The sequence below is a fragment of the Bradyrhizobium sp. HKCCYLRH1034 genome, assembly GCF_051168375.1.
In the GTDB taxonomy this organism is placed as follows: domain Bacteria; phylum Pseudomonadota; class Alphaproteobacteria; order Rhizobiales; family Xanthobacteraceae; genus Bradyrhizobium.
The window spans coordinates 262,926-283,110 of the sequence record NZ_JBNPUW010000001.1 but is presented as its reverse complement, the minus strand read 5'-3'; the positions used below and the strand labels follow the sequence as shown (position 1 = coordinate 283,110).

The 20,185-nt window shown below is 65.6% G+C and carries 23 protein-coding genes; 17 read left to right on the top strand and 6 right to left on the bottom strand.

Annotated features, from left to right (window positions below):
* Window positions 1-117: 117 nt before the first annotated feature.
* From ACQR0W_RS01300 to ACQR0W_RS01235, 14 genes are all read left to right on the top strand, one after another.
* On the top strand, window positions 118-1,356 hold the full coding sequence (locus tag ACQR0W_RS01300) for a hypothetical protein (RefSeq protein WP_315749318.1): 1,239 nt from the start codon (window positions 118-120) through the stop codon (window positions 1,354-1,356).
* Between the two features lie 129 nt (window positions 1,357-1,485).
* Window positions 1,486-1,752, top strand: coding sequence for a transposase (locus ACQR0W_RS01295; RefSeq protein ID WP_315714821.1), 267 nt, complete (start codon window positions 1,486-1,488; stop codon window positions 1,750-1,752).
* A gap of 48 nt (window positions 1,753-1,800) precedes the next feature.
* Window positions 1,801-2,157: a hypothetical protein gene (locus ACQR0W_RS01290; protein WP_316170313.1), complete on the top strand. Its 357-nt coding sequence runs from the start codon at window positions 1,801-1,803 to the stop codon at window positions 2,155-2,157.
* A gap of 726 nt (window positions 2,158-2,883) precedes the next feature.
* Window positions 2,884-3,222 carry a hypothetical protein gene (locus ACQR0W_RS01285; protein ID WP_315714819.1) on the top strand — a complete coding sequence of 113 codons (339 nt, stop codon included), beginning with the start codon at window positions 2,884-2,886 and terminating at the stop codon, window positions 3,220-3,222.
* A 47-nt stretch (window positions 3,223-3,269) separates the two neighbouring features.
* Window positions 3,270-3,947, top strand: a complete 678-nt coding sequence (locus ACQR0W_RS01280) for a transposase (protein ID WP_315714818.1) — start codon at window positions 3,270-3,272, stop codon at window positions 3,945-3,947.
* A gap of 455 nt (window positions 3,948-4,402) precedes the next feature.
* On the top strand, window positions 4,403-4,732 hold the full coding sequence (locus tag ACQR0W_RS01275; protein ID WP_315714817.1) for an ArsR/SmtB family transcription factor: 330 nt from the start codon (window positions 4,403-4,405) through the stop codon (window positions 4,730-4,732).
* Window positions 4,729-5,208 carry an SRPBCC family protein gene (locus ACQR0W_RS01270; RefSeq protein WP_315714816.1) on the top strand — a complete coding sequence of 160 codons (480 nt, stop codon included), beginning with the start codon at window positions 4,729-4,731 and terminating at the stop codon, window positions 5,206-5,208. Before ACQR0W_RS01275 ends, ACQR0W_RS01270 begins: the two co-directional genes overlap by 4 nt.
* A 14-nt stretch (window positions 5,209-5,222) precedes the next feature.
* Window positions 5,223-5,636, top strand: a complete 414-nt coding sequence (locus tag ACQR0W_RS01265; RefSeq protein ID WP_315714815.1) for a GFA family protein — start codon at window positions 5,223-5,225, stop codon at window positions 5,634-5,636.
* Window positions 5,637-6,083: 447 nt separating this feature from the next.
* Entirely contained in the window at window positions 6,084-6,524 is a 441-nt protein-coding gene (locus ACQR0W_RS01260) for a CopG family transcriptional regulator (protein ID WP_315714988.1), read from the top strand.
* A 4-nt stretch (window positions 6,525-6,528) separates the two neighbouring features.
* Window positions 6,529-7,776 (top strand): extracellular catalytic domain type 1 short-chain-length polyhydroxyalkanoate depolymerase, encoded by a 1,248-nt coding sequence (locus ACQR0W_RS01255; RefSeq protein ID WP_316170312.1) that lies wholly within the window; start codon window positions 6,529-6,531, stop codon window positions 7,774-7,776.
* A gap of 184 nt (window positions 7,777-7,960) precedes the next feature.
* Entirely contained in the window at window positions 7,961-8,233 is a 273-nt protein-coding gene (locus ACQR0W_RS01250) for a hypothetical protein (protein ID WP_315714813.1), read from the top strand.
* A 166-nt stretch (window positions 8,234-8,399) separates the two neighbouring features.
* On the top strand, window positions 8,400-9,161 hold the full coding sequence (locus ACQR0W_RS01245; RefSeq protein ID WP_316170311.1) for an ABC transporter ATP-binding protein: 762 nt from the start codon (window positions 8,400-8,402) through the stop codon (window positions 9,159-9,161).
* Window positions 9,155-11,521, top strand: a complete 2,367-nt coding sequence (locus tag ACQR0W_RS01240) for an ABC transporter permease (protein WP_316170336.1) — start codon at window positions 9,155-9,157, stop codon at window positions 11,519-11,521. The genes ACQR0W_RS01245 and ACQR0W_RS01240 overlap by 7 nt, the downstream gene beginning before the upstream one ends.
* A gap of 2 nt (window positions 11,522-11,523) precedes the next feature.
* Window positions 11,524-12,723: an efflux RND transporter periplasmic adaptor subunit gene (locus tag ACQR0W_RS01235; RefSeq protein ID WP_316170310.1), complete on the top strand. Its 1,200-nt coding sequence runs from the start codon at window positions 11,524-11,526 to the stop codon at window positions 12,721-12,723.
* Between the two features lie 25 nt (window positions 12,724-12,748).
* Here ACQR0W_RS01235 and ACQR0W_RS01230 read toward each other — a convergent pair whose 3' ends face one another.
* From ACQR0W_RS01230 to ACQR0W_RS01215, 4 genes are all read right to left on the bottom strand, one after another.
* Complete coding sequence (locus ACQR0W_RS01230) at window positions 12,749-13,846, bottom strand: D-alanine--D-alanine ligase family protein (protein ID WP_316170309.1); 1,098 nt, start codon at window positions 13,844-13,846, stop codon at window positions 12,749-12,751.
* A 116-nt stretch (window positions 13,847-13,962) separates the two neighbouring features.
* Window positions 13,963-14,499, bottom strand: a complete 537-nt coding sequence (locus ACQR0W_RS01225; protein WP_315714986.1) for a thermonuclease family protein — start codon at window positions 14,497-14,499, stop codon at window positions 13,963-13,965.
* Window positions 14,500-14,656: 157 nt separating this feature from the next.
* Entirely contained in the window at window positions 14,657-14,842 is a 186-nt protein-coding gene (locus ACQR0W_RS01220) for a hypothetical protein (protein WP_316185396.1), read from the bottom strand.
* 166 nt (window positions 14,843-15,008) lie between these two features.
* Window positions 15,009-15,422: a hypothetical protein gene (locus ACQR0W_RS01215; RefSeq protein WP_315714984.1), complete on the bottom strand. Its 414-nt coding sequence runs from the start codon at window positions 15,420-15,422 to the stop codon at window positions 15,009-15,011.
* A gap of 501 nt (window positions 15,423-15,923) precedes the next feature.
* Between ACQR0W_RS01215 and ACQR0W_RS01210 the strand changes: the two genes are divergently transcribed.
* The 3 genes from ACQR0W_RS01210 to ACQR0W_RS01200 all read left to right on the top strand — a co-directional run bounded on the left by ACQR0W_RS01210 (window position 15,924) and on the right by ACQR0W_RS01200 (window position 18,172).
* Window positions 15,924-16,778 (top strand): HWE histidine kinase domain-containing protein, encoded by an 855-nt coding sequence (locus tag ACQR0W_RS01210; protein WP_316170307.1) that lies wholly within the window; start codon window positions 15,924-15,926, stop codon window positions 16,776-16,778.
* A gap of 45 nt (window positions 16,779-16,823) precedes the next feature.
* A complete protein-coding gene (locus ACQR0W_RS01205) occupies window positions 16,824-17,006 on the top strand; it encodes a hypothetical protein (RefSeq protein ID WP_315749324.1) in 183 nt (60 codons plus the stop codon).
* Window positions 17,007-17,155: 149 nt separating this feature from the next.
* A complete protein-coding gene (locus ACQR0W_RS01200; protein ID WP_316170306.1) occupies window positions 17,156-18,172 on the top strand; it encodes a zinc-dependent alcohol dehydrogenase family protein in 1,017 nt (338 codons plus the stop codon).
* Window positions 18,173-18,413: 241 nt separating this feature from the next.
* Here ACQR0W_RS01200 and ACQR0W_RS01195 read toward each other — a convergent pair whose 3' ends face one another.
* Window positions 18,414-19,202: a hypothetical protein gene (locus ACQR0W_RS01195; RefSeq protein ID WP_316170305.1), complete on the bottom strand. Its 789-nt coding sequence runs from the start codon at window positions 19,200-19,202 to the stop codon at window positions 18,414-18,416.
* Window positions 19,199-20,113: a DMT family transporter gene (locus tag ACQR0W_RS01190; RefSeq protein WP_316170304.1), complete on the bottom strand. Its 915-nt coding sequence runs from the start codon at window positions 20,111-20,113 to the stop codon at window positions 19,199-19,201. The genes ACQR0W_RS01195 and ACQR0W_RS01190 overlap by 4 nt, the downstream gene beginning before the upstream one ends.
* Window positions 20,114-20,185: the final 72 nt, after the last annotated feature.

Genomic DNA, 20,185 nt, shown 5'->3' with positions numbered 1-20,185 from the left:
CCTCCTTTCGCGTCATTCACCGCGAATGCAGATATCCATCTTAGTAAACGATTGTAGATTCGTCTCAAATCTCGCTGGAAGACAGTTCGCAGAATCGTTGGCTTCTGGAGTGCTAGGATGAGGAGATTTATCGTTGTCCTCCTTGGAATCGGCGCAGGTATTGTGCTGCTGGGCATGAGCTCGCGAGCTCTTTTTGGTGATTCGAGCTTTACCAAGTCGCGCGAGGTGAGAACTCCCGGAGAGGATCGCGCGACCTATTATCGCCTGAAGGTCAAGCTCGCCTACAAGGGCGAGCCTCTCAATTTCGATATCGTGGTCGGCTGTCGCGTAAGCATCACAACGTACAAGGACAATGACCGAACCGTCGAGGTCAGCGTGGCGCCGATGGCCTTCGGGCTCAAGATGAAGGACGGGCACGGCGTAGTAGTGCGGCCGCCGGAGGCTTGTGGTGGTGAGACGACCGACAATGGAAAGGTCCCAAAGAGCCTGCTGCCACTAATTGTGACTTACGAGAGTGCGGACGCACCTTGGTTCGGCGTAGCTTATGCGTCCGAAGATGCTTACGAGAGCCCGCTTTCCGAATTGAAGTTTTTCGGTGCTACGATCAGCAAGGCGACGCGCGAAGAATGGCAGGAATGGCGGGGTACGGAGGCTTCAAAGAATTTCGTAACGTATGGATTGCTAGGTATCAACGAGGTGGATCGCTGGAAGAAAGTACGATGGAAGCCCGGCTATCGTGCGATGGGGTCTATATGTAGCGGCCTTTCGCGCGTGAAACTGCCGGATACAGTGAGCGAAGCGATCCGGCCATTCTGGCCTGCGAGCAGGCCAGATTATTGGTATCCAAACGGCGACGCGCAACGCGCGCTCTATTCTGCTGGCGACTATCATGGAAGGAAGGTGCTGTTCGAAGATAGCCCCCTCTACGAGTTTTTTCCTACGGAATCGACGTTCTTCCCTGGGCTTCCGCGTCATAAGCCAGGGGCGCTGATCTTCTTCACCGGGCACGTTGTCGGCGACGTGTATCCGGCAGCGTCGGATCTATCGTTGAACCGTCTCGATGCTACCGGGCAGTTGCCGGCCGAGATCAAGGCGAAGCCGAGAAAAAGCTATGTCGACGTCAGCGTACGGCCCGAGCTCAAGGGTTTCGCGTTTTGCGATGTCGTCTGGAACATTGATGGCCTGCCATCTGAGATTAGTTCTAACAGCAACCCTAATGCAAATCGAATTAACGGGCAGCCGATCAACGAGGAGCTGCAGCGGCATACCGGTGATTTTGGTTATGCCTTCGAACGCGCTGAATACGTCTATTTCTTCAAGCGCTACTCGCTTGTAAACATCTTCGGGGGAATATAATGAGCAACAATAGTCTTGATCCGGTTCAGTTCGCCGCCGCATTAGCTGAGATTGTTTATCATCGAGCTTCGGATTTACGGTGACAGTGCACTTAATTGACATGCGCCGTCCGAGTGCGCAAGATGGCGCATGGCCCGCCTTGCCCGTGTCGTCGTTCCTGGTCTGCCGCACCACGTCACCCAGCGCGGCAATGGCCGCGCGCGAACATTCTTCGGCGACGACGACTACGCGCTCTACCGCGATCTGCTCGCGACCCATTGCCGGGCGGCTGACGTCGCGGTGTGGGCGTGGTGCCTGATGCCGAACCACGTGCATCTGATCCTGGTGCCGTCGGATGCCGACGGGCTGCGCCGGGCGCTGTCGCGGGTGCATCGCAGCTATGCCGGCGTCATCTAGGCGCGCCGCAAGCGCAGCGGGCATTTCTGGCAGGGGCGGTTCGGCGCCGTGGCGATAGACGAGGCGCATCTGGCGGCGGCGCTGCGCTATGTCAGTCTCAATCCGGTGCGGGCGCGGCTGGCGGCGCGCGCCCAGGACTGGGGCTGGTCGAGCACGCGCGCGCATCTGCGCGGGCGCGACGACGGCCTGACCGCACGTGAGCCGGTGAAGGCAATGTTCCCGGACATTGCCGGACTCCTGACCCGCGCGCCGGAGGACGAGGAGGCTCTGTTCGCGCGTCTGCGCGCCGCCGAGAGCATCGGCCGGCCGATCGGCAGCGACCGCTTCCTCGCCCGCATCGAGAAATTGACCGGGCGCGTGCTCAAGCCGGCCAAACGCGGGCCGAAGCCCGTAGAGGAGGATTGAGCGGGGGGACGCTGAAACCAGGCTTGCGCAGTTTTGTGCACTGTCACCGTAACTCCGTCAATCGGGTCTAATAGTCGTAACCATGAATGGCTCGCAGAGGCTAATAAGGATATTTTTAGCGTTGTATCCGATCCGCGCGCTGAGCGGTTCGATACTGCTGCCCGCTTTGCTCTGCTTCACATCGGTCGGGCTTTCTCAGGAGCTATCGGCCAAGAATCTGTTGCAGAAGGACGTAAGAGGTTGTTGGGCGTTGAGCGTCGACCGCGGGCTAGATTCGAAGCCCTCCTCAAATAGGCGGTGGCTTGTCAGAATTTGCTTGTTCGAAGGCGGCGCGCTTTCGGGATTTGTACTTGAGCCGACGGGTGAGGCAGAATCTATTCAAGGCGTTTGGCGAATGACAGATAGCGGCATTTTGCTGGATGACGAGCACTGTTCAATTGCTGGCGAGTCCGATGGCCGTCGAATCGTGTTGTCGTCTTGCCGATTTGCGGGGCATTGGGATCTCACATGTCGTCAGCCAAAGAGCTTGTTTAAGTGCTCGAATGAATAGATTTGGATTTAAGGTGACAGTGCACTTAATTTGACATGTGCCGTCCGAGTGCGCAAGATGGCGCATGGCCCGCCTTGGAGAGATAGCTCATTAGTTCAAAGTGGGCCATTCTCTTCCGATGCTTAACTGCTAGAGCAGTCGATCAGTTCGCTCCTTAGAATAACATGGGGGTCGTAATGGCCGAAGAAGAAAAACCAAAATACGTTCTCCACATAACGACTGGCCGTCCGGAGGCTGGTTCGACTGAACATTCGACGGATCGTTGGCAGGAAATTCTACAGCGGAGGGCACTTCGGTCGCGCGAGGAGCTGATGCCTGTAGCGCTCCAGCTTGTTCAGGATCAAGCCGTAGTGCGCCAGTTTCGGGCAGTGCACGGATCCGAGAACAAGGAGCTGGCTAGCCAATTTATCGATCAAATAGAACGAAGCGCGCAGACGATCGATCCAGATGTAACGCATGCGGATGCTGCAAGGATAACCGTGATTCTTATGGAAATGCTGACGGATTTACGGTGACAGTGCACTTAATTTGACATGCGCCGTCCGAGTGCGCATGATGCTGCATGGCCCGCCTTGCCCGTGTCGTTATCCCTGGTCTGCCGCACCACGTCACCCAGCGCGGCAATGGTCGGGCGCGGACATTCTTCGGCGACGACGACTACGCGCTGTACCGCGATCTGCTCGCGACCCATTGCCGGGCGGCTGACGTCGCGGTGTGGGCGTGGTGCCTGATGCCGAACCACGTGCATCTGATCCTGGTGCCGTCGGATGCCGACGGTCTGCGCCGGGCGCTGTCGCGGGTGCATCGCAGCTATGCCGGCGTCATCCAGGCGCGCCGCAAGCGCAGCGGGCATTTCTGGCAGGGGCGGTTCGGCGCGGTGGCGATGGACGAGGCGCATCTGGCGGCGGCGCTGCGCTACGTCAGTCTCAATCCGGTGCGGGCGCGGCTGGTGGCTCGCGCCCAGGACTGGGCCTGGTCGAGCACGCGCGCGCATCTGCGCGGGCGCGACGACGGTCTGACCGCACGTGAGCCGGTGAAGACGATGTTCCCGGACATCGCCGGACTCCTGAGCCGCGCGCCGGACGACGAGGATGCGCTGTTCGCGCGTCTGCGCGCCGCCGAGAGCATCGGCCGGCCGATCGGCAGCGACCGCTTCCTCGCCCGCATCGAGAAATTGACCGGGCGCGTGCTCAAGCCCGCCAAACGCGGGCCGAAGCCGGCCGAGGCGGAGGACGGGTGAGCGTCGCGGCCAAGGCGCCGGCGCGGCTGCGAGCCTGAGTGCCTTGTCGTCAAACGCGCAATCAAAACGCCTAAGAAGTTAAGTGCACTGTCACCGAAATGCCCGCGCGCTCGTCGAACTTGCAGCGCCGGCTTGGCATCAGCACCGGGATGCCAGGACCACACGATTTCGCCGTGCGCATCGGATCGTTCGTCGGCATGATCGCTCACGCTGCAACCCGACACGCCCACCGCATCCCGCACCCAACGCTCGTGACGATCGCGAAACGCCCCTCAATCGAGGCGGGACGCGACACCGTAGCATCAAATTCTGAAAAACGGAAGAATAAAAATTCGGATTTTCGAGTGGGCGATTTAGCCGTGGAGGTTGGCTCCCCTTGCCATGGCGAAACGCCAGGCGGTCTTTCCAATAATATTAGTGTTGACTAATTGATTAGCGATTGCTATTGTTTTTTCATGATCCAGCCTGAACCCATCACTGCCGTCATGCGCGCGCTGGCCGATCCGACGCGGCGTGCGGTGTTCGAGCGCATCGTCGAGGCCGACGAGATCACCGTCGTCGAACTCACCCGCGGCAGCACCGTCACGCAGGGCGCGATCTCCCAGCATCTGAAATCCTTGAAACAGGCCGGCTTGGTCTGCGAGCGCCCCGAGGGCCGCAAGGTCTATTACCGCGCGGAGCCACGCGGCCTGGAGCCGCTGGCCGACTGGATGAGCCATTACGGCGCGTTCTGGCGCGACCGCTTTGCCAATCTGAGAAACCTGCTGAAGGACATCGATCCATGAACCAAGCCGTGAACGCGGATACGCGGGCCATTGTCGTCGAGGACATCTTTCCGCATGCGCCGGAGATCATCTGGAAAGCCTTGACCAACGGCGAGCTGATCGGCCGCTGGCTGATGGCGCCCAAGGGCTTTGAGCCGATCATCGGCAATCGGTTCACCTTTCAAACGACGCCGGCCGGCGAATGGGATGGCACCATTCACTGCGAGGTGCTGGAGGTCGTGCCGAACGAGCGGCTGTCCTACGCGTGGAAGGGCGGCCACGACAGCAATGTCGGCTACGGCGCGAAGCTGGAGACGGTGGTCACCTTCAGTCTTTCCAAGGCGGACACGGGCACGCGCCTTCGCCTGGTGCATTCCGGCTTCGTGCTGCCGACCAATGACACCGCCTATCGCAAGATGGGCGAGGGCTGGAAGACGGTCGTCAAGAAGCTCGATCAGATCGCCGCCGAACAGGCGTCATCGCAGCGGCCGCATTGAACAAGGAGAGCGACATGACGAAGTCCTATGCCGGCGGCTGCGCCTGCGGCGCAGTCCGCTACGAGATTACGGGCGAGCCGGCCGTGATGCTGGACTGCCAGTGCCGGCAATGTCAGCGCGACAGCGGCACCGGGCATCAATCGCATTTGACCTTCGTCGCGGCGGAGGTGAAGGTCGACGGCGAGGTGTCGCATTGGCAGAGCATCGGCGACGGCGGCACCGTCAAGCGGCGCGCCTTCTGCCCGACCTGCGGCTCGCACGTTCACCTGACATTTCCCGCGATGCCCGAGGTGTTCATCGTCCCGCCGGCCAGTCTCGACGACCCCGGCCGCTACAAGCCGCAACTGGTGTCGTGGACATCAGCCGGGTACGCCTGGGATCACCTCGATCCGGCGCTGCCGAAATTCGAGAAGATGCCGCCGCGGTGAGTCTTGGTGCTTGGGGCGAACGAGACGAGCATTTCCTGAGAATCGGCAATTGGCCGTGGGATGAGCTCTCGCCGTCTCCAATGCTGTCATGCTCCGCCAAAAGCGGAGCATCCAGTATTCTGCTGCAGAAGATACCGAACCGAAAAACCTCGGCGTACTGGATCGTCCGCCTTCGACGATGACCAGGGTTACGGCCCCGGGGTTACTGTGCACTACACTAACGACGGCGTGCGCGGCGGTGGGGCAGTGGCGACTGCACGCTCTATCTTGCCCCTCCGATGTTGGACCGGCCCTTTCCTCGGTTGCTGCATCGAGCCGGGCCGCGCTGGCAGGCGATAGGATCGACAGGAAGCTCGCGGCATCACCGGTTCCCTGGCGGAACATTGCGCTTGCGCCTTGAATGTCAACGGTGGGCATCCATATGCCATCCATGCACCATCCCAGTGGATGGTGGAATTGGATGCCGCTGTGCCCGACAACGTCCACCCACTCCGCGGGAAAGTTCCGGACACCGAGAAGATCACCGTCAATCTCGGCTACGTCGATCTCGGTCAGGTCGATCTGATGGTGCGGGAAGGGTTCTATTCCAATCGCACCGATTTCATCCGCACCGCGATCCGCAATCAGCTCGACCGGCACGCCGACGTGGTCAGGCAGTCGACGGTGCGCAACAGCCTGGACCTCGGCTTGCGGCATTACAGCCGCGCCGATCTCGAAGCGGCGCAGCGGGCAGGGCAGATGCTGCAAATCAACGTGCTTGGGCTTGCCACCATCGCCGCCGATGTGACGCCCGAGCTGGCCCGCGCCACCGTCGCCTCGGTCTCCGTGCTGGGCGCACTGCATGCCACCCCCGCGGTCAAGGCCGCTCTCGCCGACAGAATGAGGTAGCGCGATGCTGAACCAAGAGATCATGCGCGAAGCGACGCGCCTGACGCGGGCCGGCCAGTTGGGCGAGGCCACGGCGTTGCTGCAACGTATGCTGCGCGGCGATGGCTCGCCGGCGGCAGCGGCCAGTCCAGTGCGATCAGTGCCGGCGCGGCTCGCGCCTCCGACCATCGAGGGACAGGCGACGCGCGTCAGTGAGCGCGACCGGCCGTCCGCGAAGGTTGCCCCGGCGCAAGCGCGCGCCACGCAGGCCAAGCCATCGCACAAGCCATCGCAAGCCAAGCCATGGCAAGCCAAGCCCGCTCAGGCGCGCCAGCGACCCGTCCGGCGCGAAGATCTCGGCGAGCTGCCGGGCTTCGGCCTGCGAGGTCCGCATCTGCGCGCGCCTTCGGCGCGCGACACCACCCCCGAAGGTGCAAGATTCGTCCAGGCCAGCTTCGGCAATGCGGCGGGACGCCGGAGCTACAAGCTGTTGATCCCCAGCAGGGCCGAGGGCCGTCAGCTTCCGCTCGTCGTCATGCTGCATGGCTGCACACAGTCGGCGGACGATTTCGCGGCCGGCACACGGATGAACTTCCTGGGCGAGGAGCAGAGCTGCTTCGTCGTCTATCCGGAGCAGCCGAGCGGTGCCAATCAGTCCAAATGCTGGAACTGGTTTCGCACCGGCGACCAGCAGCGCGAGGGCGGCGAGCCGTCGCTGATCGCGGGCATCACCCGCCAGGTGATGCGCGACCATGCTGTAGATTCCAGGCGCGTCTATGTCGCCGGCCTGTCGGCCGGAGGCGCCACGGCCGCCATCATGGCCGCGACCTATCCCGATCTCTACGCCGCAGCGGGCGTCCATTCCGGTCTCGCCTGCGGGGCCGCGCGCGATCTTCCCTCGGCGTTGATGGCGATGCGCCAAGGCGCCGGCCACGCGGCGGATCGGAGATCGGCTGTGCCGACGATCGTCTTCCATGGCGATCGCGACACGACCGTGCATCCCGCCAACGGCGACCGGGTCGTTGCGCAGGCGACCGGCGCCATGCGCGGGACATCGTCGGTCGTGCACGGGCGGGTGCCCGGTGGCCATGCCTATACGCGGACGATTCTGACGGAGCCGAGCGGGAAGGTGACGTCGGAGCACTGGACCATCCACGGCGCCGCTCACGCCTGGTCCGGCGGCAGTCCGGCCGGGTCCTACACCGATCCGAAAGGACCGGATGCGACGCGGGAGATGCTGCGGTTCTTCCTCGCGCATTCATGCGCAGACTAGCAAGACAACGGCGCCCGTGAAAATGCCGGTGGCGCTGCATTCCGTCTTGCGAGGTCAAGACATCTGCGCATCGCTGCTACCAGCAACCATGATGCATCTCCCCCGTTAAGCGGGCACGAATATCCTGGCGGGTGTCGTCCTCGGGAGGGCGAATGACCATGTCACGACGAACGCGGGTGGTCCGATGTCGCGATTCCTGAACTGGTTCTTCCGCAATCGCGCGACCGGCGAGATCACGATCGCCCAGATGCCGAACCCCGCTCTTTGGATCGTGCTGGCGGGCAGCCTCGTCGGCTGGGTCTGGCATCCGCCGGGTCAGACAGGCGCCAATCTGGATTGTCTGGTCAAAGCCAGTCTCTTCGTCTGGGCGTTCGACGAACTCCTGCGCGGCGTCAACCCCTGGCGCCGCTGCCTCGGCGCAGCCGTGCTGGTGTATGTGATCGCGACCGCGGTCTGATGGGCATCAGCGCGTTGGCCACGGGATGATGTGGCCCGCTTGACATGCATCAACGGATGGCGATGGCTGCCGACCGATGGTCGGGGATGTCATCCGATGTCGAGGATTCAGGCGTGAGACGTCTCGCACGTTCGATGCGGGCCTTTGGTGCAGGAACCGCAGCCCGATGAGTTCGGCCGTCACCAACGACGGGGGCCTTGCCGCGCCTTCTGATCGGCCCGGCGCCGCACCGGTGTTCCGCGCGCGCAAGCTCTCGAAGACCTATCGGATGGGCGAGGTCGAGGTGCATGCGCTGCGCGATGTCGACCTCGACATCTACGAGGGGGAGCTCGTGGTGCTGCTCGGGCCGTCGGGATCGGGCAAGTCGACCCTGCTCAACATCCTCGGCGGATTGGACAGCCCGACGTCGGGCGAAGCGCAATGGCGCGATCATCAACTGGTCGGCGCCGGCGATGCCGAGCTGACGCGCTACCGGCGCGAGCATGTCGGCTTCGTGTTTCAGTTCTACAACCTGATCCCGAGTCTGACGGTCCTCGAGAACGTCGCGCTGGTCACCGAGATCGCCGACAAGCCGCTCGATCCGCTCGAGGTGCTCAAGCTCGTCGGCCTCGAGCGGCGGATCGACCACTTTCCCTCGCAACTGTCCGGCGGCGAGCAGCAGCGCGTCGCGGTGGCCCGCGCCATGGTCAAGGCGCCCGACGTGCTGTTGTGCGACGAGCCGACCGGTGCGCTGGACTATGAGACGGGGAAGGTCGTGCTCGCCGCGATCGCGCGCGCCAACGCGCAGCTCGGGACGACCACCATCATCATCACGCACAATGCGGCGATCGCCGGCATGGCCGATCGCGTGCTCCGGCTCGGCGGCGGGCGCATCGTCGGCGAGACGCGCAATGCGCGGCGCCTCTCGGCCGATGAGGTGCGCTGGTGAGCCTGCTGGACCGCAAGCTGTGGCGCGACGTCGGCGCGATGCGCGGACAGGTGGTCACGATCGCGCTGCTGGTGGCGGCCGGTGTCGCCGTGTTCGTCGGCTCGGTCTCGACCTATTTGTCCCTGCGCGGCGGCTGCGAGCAGTTCTATGCCGACGGCCGGTTTCCGCAGATCTTCGTCACGCTGAAGCGGGCGCCGCTCGCGCTGGTGCCGCGGCTCAATTCCATTCCTGGCGTGGTCGCGGTCGAGCCGCGCATCGTGCGCGAGGTCATCGTCGATTGGCCGGCCGTCTCGCAACCGGTCTCGGCCCGCCTAGTGTCGCTGACCCACGCCGGCGATGAGCCCCTGGCGCGGTTGCATCTGCGCCGCGGCGCCGCGCCCGAGCCGGGTGCCGCCCGCAGCGCCGCGGTCAACGAGGCGTTTGCCGAGGCCAATGGCGTCAGTCCGGGTGACGAAATCCGCGTGCTGCTCAATGGCCGCGTGCAGGGCTTCCGGGTTTCCGGCATCGCGTTGTCGCCGGAATATGTCTACGCGGTGAAGCCGGGATTGCCGATCCCCGACGATCGCCTCTACGCCATCCTGTGGGTCGACCGGAGCGCGGCCGAGGCCGCCTTCGACATGAAAGGGGCGTTCAACGATGCCGTGGTCGCGCTCGCTCCGGGTGTCGATCCCAAGCCCGTGATCGAGGAGCTCGACCGGCTGCTCGAGCCCTATGGCTCGATCGGCGCGATCGCGCGGCGGGACCAGCCGTCGAACCGCTTTCTCGAGGACGAGCTGAACCAGCAGAAGGTGATGTCGATCACCATCCCCATCATCTTCTTCGGTGTCGCCACGTTCCTGCTCAACGGCGCGCTCGGGCGGCTGGTCGCCGCGCAGCGCGAGCAGATCGCGGCGCTGAAGGCGCTCGGCTTTCCGACGCTGCGGCTCACCTTCCACTATCTCAAGCTGATGCTGGTCATCGTGCTGATCGGATCGGTGCTCGGCATCGCCGGCGGCGTCGGCTTCGGCCATGCCATGATCGCGAGCTATCAGGGGTTCTTCCGTCTTCCGGAGCTGCCGTTTCGGCTGGCGCCATGGGCGGCGGTGGCCGGTGTCGCGATCAGCGTCGCGGCGGGCGCCCTCGGTGTCGTCACGGCGCTTCAGGAGGTCGTCGGCCTTGCGCCGGCGGAGGCGATGCGGCCCGCGATGCCGCTGGGGTTCCGCCGCTCCTGGATCGAGCGCATCCTGCCGGGCACGGCGTTCGGCGCGCGGCGGATGATGATGCTGCGCAACGTCGCGGGGCGGCCGTTCCGTTCGCTGTTCACCATCGTCGGCATCGCCTTCGCGGTGCCGATGATGGTGCTCGGGATCTTCTGGCGCGATGCCATCGGCGAGATGATCGAGCTGCAGTTCAATCTGGTCGAGCGCGGCAACGCCACGATCACTTTCATCCATCCGATGGACCGCGCGATCCTGCGTGACCTGGCGCGCCAGCCTGGTGTGCTCGCGATCGAGGGCCAGCGCATCGTTCCGGTGCGCCTGCGCGCCGGGCACCAAAGCTACCTCACCTCGGTGATCGGACTGGCGGCCGCCGACGAGCTGCGCCGACCGCACGATTCCGCGCGCCGTCCGATCGTCGCTGTGCCCGATGGCATCACGCTGACCCGACGCCTCGCCGAGCGCCTGGCGCTGAGCGCAGGGCAGGTCGTGACGGTGGAGGCGATGGAAGGTTACCGCCGGCGGCGCGACCTGCCGGTGAGCGCCATCGTCGACGAGGCGATCGGCATGGCGTCCTACATGGACATCGACACGCTCAACCGCTTCACCGGCGAAGGCGCGGTGATCTCGGCGGCGAGCCTCCATGTCGAGCCGGCGGCGCTGGCTGCGCTCGGCGCGAGATTCAAGAGCATGCCGAAAATCGAATCCGTGACGATGAAGGCCTACACCCTCGCATCCTTCATCGAGAAGATCGCGGGCCTCGTGTTCGTCACCGCCGGCATCCTCACCGGCTTCGCCGCGATCATCACCGCGGGCGTGGTCTACAACAGCGCCCGCATCAGCCTGCAGGAGCGCGCCTGGGAGCTCGCGAGCCTGCGGGTGCTGGGCTTCACTCGCGGCGAGGTCGCGGGCATCCTGTTCGGCGAGTTCGCGCTGGACATCGCGGTCGGGATTCCGCTCGGCCTGTGGCTGTCGCACGCCATCATCGGGCTGATCGCGCGCCTGCATTCCAGCGAGAGCTTCCAGATCCCGGGCGTGATCGCGCCGCAGACCTACCTGATCGCGACAGCGGTGGTCTTGGCCAGCGCCGCGATCAGCGCCATCATCGTCCGCAGGAGGGTGGATCAGCTCGATCTGGTCGCGGCCCTCAAGACCAGGGAATGAGCATGCCACCCGTTTTGCGCCGCGTCGTCATCGTATCGAGCGTTCTGGCGGCGGCCGCCGTCATCGCCTGGATGATGATGCCGGGCCCCGTCCCGGTGGGGACGGCCGCGGTGACGAAAGGGCGGTTCGTTGCCACCGTCGAGGACGACGGCAAGACGCGGGTGCGCCAGCGCTACGTCGTGGCCGCGCCGCTCGCCGGCCGTCTCGGCCGCATCCGCTTCAAGGCCGGCGACCAGGTCAAGGCCGACGACGTGGTCGCCACAATCATGCCGGCGCCGGCGCCGCTGCTCGATCCGCGGGCCCGCCGCGAGGTCGAGGAGCTGCTCGGTGCGGCAGAGGCCAATGTCGAGCGCGCCAAGGAGGTAGTGGCCCGAGCGCAGGCGCAGAGCGCGCAGGCGAGCGCCGATCTGGCGCGTACCACGGCCCTGGCCGCCAGCGGAGCCGCGACGGCGCAGGCGCGGGAGCGCGCCGAGCTCGCGATGCGGATTGCCGAACGTGACCTGCGCGCCGCCGAATATGCCGACCATGCCGCCGAGCACGAGCTCAGCCAGCTCAGGGCGATGCTGGCGCGCTACGGGAGCAAGACCGATGCCGATGCGCCGGCGGATAGCTGGAGCGTGACCGCGCCGGTCGGCGGGCTGGTGCTGAAAGTGATCCAGGAAAGCGAGACGACGGTGCAGCCAGGCGCGGCGCTGCTCGAGCTCGGCGATCCCCGTGATCTCGAAGTGGTCATCGACGTGCTGAGCACCGACGCGGTCGAGATCCGTCCCGGCGCCGAGGTCACGATCGATCGCTGGGGCGGGGCAGGCCGCCTGTCGGGCCGGGTTCGCCGGGTCGAGCCGGCGGCTTTCACGAAGATCTCCACGCTCGGCGTCGAGGAGCAGCGGGTCAACGTGCTGATCGACATCGTCTCGCCGGCCGAGCAATGGCAGCGGCTCGGCGATGCCTATCAGCTCGATGCGCAGATCGTCGTCTTCACGCAGGAGGATGCGACCATCGTTCCGACCGGCGCGCTGTTCAAGCGCGGTGACGACTGGTCGGTGTTCGCGCTGAAGGATGGGCGCGCCGAGTTGCGCACCGTCCGGCTCATCCGGCGCTCGGGCCGGTTCGCCGCCGTGGCCGACGGCGTCGCCAGCGGCGATGTCGTGATCATCTATCCCAGTGACCGGGTCGCCGCCGGCGTCAAGGTGGCGCCGCGCTGACCTGCGGCGGCCGCAGACGCGTTCCTCAGCGCTGCGACGCCAGTTGCCTGAGCCGGGCATGGCGCGCCAGCGCGTGTGCGACCAGGCTGTCCATCAGCGCCGGCTGGGGCAGGCCGGTGGCCTCCCACATCTTCGGGTACATGCTGATGTTGGTGAAGCCCGGCAGGGTGTTCACCTCGTTGACGTAGACCTCCTCGCCGCGGACGAAGAAGTCGACGCGCGCGAGACTCTCGCAGCAGAGCACGCCGAACACCTCGGTGGCCATTTTGCGAATGCGCGCGGCGAGAGCGGGTTCGACCTGCGCCGGGACGTGCAGCGAGGCGCCCTTGGCATCGGTGTATTTGGCCTCATAGGAATAGAAGCCGTGGCTGTCGGCGGGCACGATCTCGCCGAGCTCGGAGGCGGCGACCTCGCCGTCGGCATGCTCCAGCACCGCGCATTCGATCTCGCGCACCGGGCTGATGCAGCGCTCGATCAGGATCTTCAGGTCGAAGCGCAGCGCCAGGCGGCAGGCGGCTTCGAACTCCTCGGCACTGCGCGCCTTGGAGATGCCGACGGAGGAGCCGAGATTGGCCGGCTTGACGAACAGCTCGGATGACCCGACGGCGTCGACCGCCGCCGCATAGGTCACAGGCGACGCTTCCGTCATGGTGACGAACGGCACGATCGGCAGGCCGGCATCGCGCAGCAGGCGCTTGGCGACGTCCTTGTCCATCGCCGCCGCCGATCCCATCACGCGACCGCCGACATAGGCGACATCGGCGAGCTCCAGCGCGCCCTGCACGGTGCCGTCCTCGCCGTTCGGACCGTGCAGCACCGGAAACACGACGTCGAAGGCGAGCTCGCGCGGGGCGCCGTCGCCGATGACCAGCGCGCGGCCCTGGCCGGCCGGCAGCAGCACGATCTGCGGGCCGTCAGCCGGTACGGTCAGCGCCGCGCCTGTGCCGTCATTCGCAGCGTCGGCGAGCACCCAGCGTCCGTCGGTGGTGATGCCGATCAGCGTGACGGCGTAGCGGCCGGCATCGAGCGAGCGGACGATGTTGGCCGCCGAGGCCCGCGAGACGTCGTGCTCCGCCGAGCGCCCGCCGAACAGGATCGCCACGCGCGTCTTTGTCTCCGTCATCGTCCTCATCCAGCCCTGATCTCTGCGATGCGCGACCGTACAGCCAGAGGCCAACGCGTGGCAATTGAGGTGTTGTGTCGGGTGTGGTGGAAGGCGACGTCGTCATGCGGCGGCGCTCACCGCCAGCCGATCCCGCCGTCCGAGCACACCGACGTCGTGCCGCCGGCATGCATGCAGCTCCGATAGAGCGGCGGCGCGATGAAGCGGCCCGACCAGATGCCGCGGCCGGCGCGGCGGGCGGCGCGCTGATCGGCGGTGTAAACGCCGCGCGAATATTGAGGCTCCTCGACCGCAAGCCCGCGCGACACCATGAACTGGCCGAGATCCGTCGCGCCGGCGGCGCAACGCGCGACGATGCGGCCGTAGCGATCGCCATCGACCGGCAGGCAGCGCAGAACCTTGCTGCGCGTGAACGCGTCCAGCGTGTTGGCGGCCAGCGCGCCGCAGCGATATGGCTTGCGGTCGCGGCCGCGGCAGAGCTGCGCGCTTTCGGGTGCGTCGATGCCCCACAGGCGAATCCGTTCGCCGTGAATGTCCAGCGTGTCGCCATCGACGATGCTGACGCGGCCGACGAGCTCAGCGGCTGTGGCGGGGAAAGCGAGGAGAAGCGGCAGAACGAGGCAGGCGAGACGGGGAAGGAGACGTCGCAAGATCGGCACCTGTGGCGCTGAGAGGGGCGTGATCGCTCGCTGCGCGAATCGATCGCGGATCATCCCGATCTATAGCGAATGGGAGTTGCGCGATTGTGTGGCGAGCACCGCGACAGCAGCGGAGCGCAATCGGCGCAGTTCGTCCGGATAGCTTCGCGGTTCAGCGCAGGCTCGCATTCTCTGCGCGCCCATCCCGTGCGCGCGCCGCGTGCTCGACCTCGGCGGCGAGCATGCTCAGATGCTCGGCCAGGCGCGCGAACAGCTCGCGCTTGTCGCGGTCGGTGGCGAGATCACGAATGAGGGCGCATTCCGCTGCGTCGGCCCGCAGCTTGTCCGGCTGGGTCATCAACTCTGACATGTTCCGCTTCCCTGCCGCGCCGGCAAGTTTTCGAAACAACGGATCGTCATGATTGTTCCGGGTGTCCATGCATTTTTTCGAGCGGCGCCGTCAGCGCCTGATCGGAGTACCTCTATGAGGATGCGAGATGACGCGACGCTCGGCATTCGACTGTCTATCGTTCACCGGGCCACCATGTCGAGGCCGGATGCGCGGCCGAGATCTTGGTCTCGCGCAATGCCACCAGCGCGCTGCGCTTGTAGGGACGACCGCGCAGCCGCGAGCAGTCCTGGCAGCGCATGTAGCGCTCGAGTTCATGGATTGGCGTCGTCTTGGCGCGCCTGATGATGTCGAGCGCAACGGTCTGATTGGTGTCGCAGCCGAGGCAGCGCACTTCGAGATAGTAATAGCCCGCGTTGAGCGCGTCACCGAGCAGCGGCGACGGCTGCGCCGGTCCCTTGTAGCCGAGCATCCGCTTGTTCCAGGCGTCGCAGGCCAGACGATCCGCTTCCTTGCGCGCGCGCGCGGCCTGCTCCTGCGCGATGCGGATGCCGGCACCGTAGAGTCTCTCGCGCGATTTCGTCGTCATGACCGCCATGATCGACGCTGCGGCGCTCAGCGGCAAGCCGCTAGGGTTAGCGCAGCAGGAGGCGCTGGATACAAGCTCTCTCGCGTGCAGCGTTCCGATACCGTTGTCTTTCAGTTCATCGGCGCAGCCGGCGACGAGCTCATCATGCAACGTCCAGCATTCGTGCTGCGCCGACGCGACGCGGAGTAGCGCTGATGGTGTCGAGCAGAGGCGCTGCGGGCGCCAGGGGCCATGTAGTCACGCTCGCCGGTGGCGGCGCAGCGGTCGCTTCTCCCACCACGCGGCATGATGCGTTCCGTCTGGCGCAACAGGGCCGTCGAACGCAACGGCGCGGCAAAAGTTCCTAAAATTTTTGCGCCCATGCGGCAGTTGCTTCAGCTTGTTCCAGCAGGCGTCCGGCGATAGACCTTGCGCTCGGGGTCAATCGTGCGCGCGGGTCGGAGTTTCTCAGATTGGATCGTTCGGGGCAGACAGTGGTCGGCGACCACGTTTCTGCTCACCATGCTCGCCGTCGCGATTTCGACCGCGGGCCGGATCGGGCTGGACTATGCCGGCGCGACGCTGCCCTACGCGACGTTCTACCCTGCGGTGGTGTTCGCCGCGCTGCTCGGCGGCATTCCCGCGGCCATTTTTGCCGCCTGGCTGTCTGCCACCGTGGTGCTCGTCGGCTTCACCGATCGTCCGGATCATGCCGAGGCGATCAACCTCGTCGGATTCCTGAGCACCGCGGCGCTGATCATCTGGCTCGGGCATCTCTGTCGCGGCGCGCTGATGGAGCTGAAGCGCAGCGAGCATGCGCGCGAGTTGCTGCTCGGCGAGCTGAGACATCGCGTGAACAATCAGCTCGCGTTGTTTCAGGCGATCGTCAGATCGAGCCTGTCGGGCGAGGATCGCGCCAAAGGGGAAGCGATCGCGCTGCGGCTCGACGCCGTCGCGCGCGCCAACAGTCTCGCCTGGTCGGACCACCGCCTGATGACCTTGCGCATGCTGCTCGACGTCGAGCTGCAGCCGTATCGCGCCTCCGGCGCCGTGACGGTGGACGGCCCGGACATGCCGTTGGGGCCGGAAGCGGTGCGTAATCTCGCGCTGGTGTTCCACGAACTTGCGACCAACGCCGTCAAATACGGCGCGCTGCGCGGTCAGGGCGGACGGCTCGAGATCCAGATTGCGCAGGAAGGTGGTCGCGGCACCGTGGCCTGGCGCGAGCTCGGTCCGCACGCAATCGAGCCGCCTGGGAGCGAGGGATTCGGCACGCGCATGATCCGGGCGAGCCTCGCGGCGATCGGCGGCAGCATCGAGCAGGATTTTCGCGACGAGGGTCTGGTCTGCCGGATCAGGTTCGAAGCGGCGATGTGACGGCGGACCGGCGGTCGCCGCGCGCGGTTCCTCACAGGCTGTCGCATGTCTCGCGGCGCGTGGCATGGCTGCGATGCGAAACGCGCAGCGGCGCTGCTGCGTATGTGTTCGATGGAACGGCGCGACATGCTGCTGCTGGCTGGATTGCTGCTGCTGGCACTCACCATCACCTGGGTTGGCACGGAATATGTGCTGAACCATGTCGTGATCCCGCTGATCGATGACTGAGAGCCGGGGGCCGGACCATCGGATATGCGCGCGTTCGCGTCGTCTGTCCGCCGCGCGGAACGAGGCTCGGCTTGATCGCCGGCACGAAACGCTTCACCATTCCCGGCAGAACAACGAAGCGGCGGCGCCGCGTGGGCGGGAGACATCGGATGCAATGTTACGAGCTGCAGGGGCCCGGCGGAATCGATGCGCTGGCGCTGGTCGACAAGCCCGTGCCGCAGCCGGGGAGGGGCGAGGTGCTGGTGCGGCTGACGGCCGCGAGCATCAACTATCGTGATCTGATCACGGTGAGGGGCGGCTACGGCTCGCGGCAGAAATTTCCACTGGTGCCGCTGTCCGACGGCGCAGGCGTGGTCGAGGCGGTCGGTGAGGGCGCCACAGCATTCGCGGTCGGCGACCGAGTCATCGGCAGCTTCTTCGAGAGCTGGACCGGCGGCGAGCCGAGCGAAGCGAAGATGCGTGCGGCGCTGGGCGGCGCCGTCGACGGCACGTTGACGGAGTATCGGGTGTTTCCCATGCACGCGCTGGTGCGGACGCCGGCGCATCTCACCGACGTCGAGGCCGCGACATTGCCGTGCGCCGGCGTCACCGCCTGGAGCGCGGTGATCAAGCTTGGCGGCATCAGGCCCGGCCACACCGTGCTGACGCAAGGCAGCGGCGGCGTCTCGATCTTTGCGCTGCTGATCGCGAAGATGGCCGGCGCGCGGGTGGTCGCGACGTCGTCGAGCGACGCCAAGATCGCGCGGCTGACGGCGCTCGGCGCCGACGTGGCGCTGAACTACAAGCAGGTGCCGGACTGGGGCAAGAAGGCGCGCGAGATCACCGGGCAGGGCGTCGATCTCGTGGTCGAGGTCGGCGGCGTCGGCACCTTGAACGAGTCGATCCGCGCCACCCGGATCGGCGGCACCATCGCGTTCATCGGCGTGCTCGCCGGTGCGCCGGCCTCGGAGCTGCGGCTGCCGCTGATGGTGATGCAGCAGCAGCGGTTGCAGGGCGTCACGGTCGGCTCGGTCGACGATCTCCAGGCGCTGGCGAACGCGCTGACGCTGCATCAGGTGAAGCCGGTGGTCGACCGCGTGTTTCCGTTCAGCGAGGCGCGCGAGGCGTTCCACTACATGGCGAGCGGCGCGCATCTCGGCAAGGTGACGATCGCGATCGGGGGATGAGTGACCACGCTGCTGTCGGCGACTGCGTCATCGAAGCAGGGCAGCGCTCTTAGCCTCACTCTCTCCGCCGTCATTCCGGGGCGCGTCGCGCAGCGGCGCGAGCCCGGAATCCATAGCCACAGGATGCTGTGCGACGCGAGCTGGCCGGTATGCTCGTCTTCGCCACATGCACAGTCGTGGTTATGGATTCCGGGCTCGTCGCTTCGCGCCGCCCCGGAATGACGGCGAGAGAAACGGGCTGCTAATGACTTGGCGGTTTGCGGTGCTGTTTTGGCAGCTTCAATTGCCAGCGGCCGTTGCTGCGTTCGACAGAGGCCGGGAATGGCTTCATCTCGGTGCCGACCTTGAAGGTGGCGATGAGCTTGACGCGGTCGTCGCCGTCCCAGCCGTCGAACTCGTAGAAGGTGTAGTCGTCGTCAGGGGTGAGATAGGACCAGCCCCCCAGCTTGAGGTCGAACGGCGCGGCAACGATCTCCATCCCGTTGCCGCAGCCGGAGGGACCTTCGCTGGAGCAGACCGAAAACAGCCAGCGGCGGCTTGGCGAGGCGTGCGGCGGCGAATGGATCTTGGTCTCGATGCCGCGATTGAGCCAGAGCAGCATCCATTGCACGCCTTCCCAATAGCCGATCTCGATCAGCAGGAGTTCGTGCTCCGGAAAGTAGCCGACGAGCTTGTACTCGACCGAGTCGTCCTCATGTCCGGGTAGGTCATCCGGAAGTCGGGTCACGTAGCTTCTGGTGGAACCATCCTTGAATGTGATTTCCAGCGACTTGCCGTTGCGCCTGACGACATCCTTCAACTGAGCGAGGCAGGCCTGCTCGTCGCGGTCGAGGTTGGCCTTGCCGGTGTCTCCTTTGCAGCGGCCGTCTTGTGAAGGATGCTCCGATATCGCGTAGGGGATGTCGGCCGAGGCCGCGGCCGGACCAATCGTGGTTGCCAGCGCGACAAGAAGCAAAACGAAGATGCATTGCATTTTATTGATCCAGCGTTGCCGCTTTGGGTTCAAAGCAGCGCTGGGGCGTGCGGTCAACCTTGGATCGGATCGCCTGTCGCCCCCTTGCGCGCGGGCAGCGTCATCGCGATCACACCAATGAGGACACAGGTGAGGCCGATCCAGGCGGTCGGCGCGAGGTGCTCGTCGAGCCCGGCCACGGCGATCGCAACGCCGATCGGCACCCGCAGATAGGATTGCGCGGTGGCGCCGATCGAGCCGAGCGTCTGCACCAGGCGGAAATAGATCACCATCGCGGCCGCAGTCGAGACGGTCGCGAGCGCGGCCAGCGCCAGCACCGAGCGCAGTGACGGTGCCAGCGTCCACGGATGGTCGACGACCAGCGCAAGCGGGATCAGCACCGCGGCGCCCGACAGCAGCGATCCCGCGGCCGGCAACATCGGATCGAGTCCCTTGAAGCTCTTTCCCAAGATCGCCGCACCGGCATAGCAGATGGTGGCGGCGACGATCGCAATCTGCGCCCACAGCTCGCGGCCAAGCCCGCCCAGCGCCTCGGTGCCGACGATGAGGCAGGTGCCGGCGAGTCCGGCGGCGACGCCGACCAGCTTGCGCAGGGTGACAGGCTCGTGGTGCGTCACCAGCGCGGTCAGCAGGAAGGTGAAGATCGGCGAGGTCGCGTTGAGGATCGTCGCAAGACCCGCCTCGACGGTGCGCTCGGCCCAGGCGATCAGCGTGAATGGCACGACGCTGTTGAGACCGGCCTGGATCACGAAGCGACGCCAAATCGTCCGATCACGCGGCCAAGCGAGGCCGCGGCTGCGGATGATCGCGGCCAGCAGCAGCCCCGCAATCAGCGTGCGCGCGGCGATCAGGGTCAGCGGCGGAATGGTTTCGACGCCGATCTTGATGAAGGTGTATGAGGCGCCCCACAAGGTGGACAGAACGAGCAGGAGGGCGAATTCTGTCGTGAGATCGGAGCGGCTCTGCATGGTGCCTCGCGGGCGGGAGAATGGCTTCTCCTAGCCGGGCGGCGGCGCGCGATGTTTCGATACGGGGCGAAC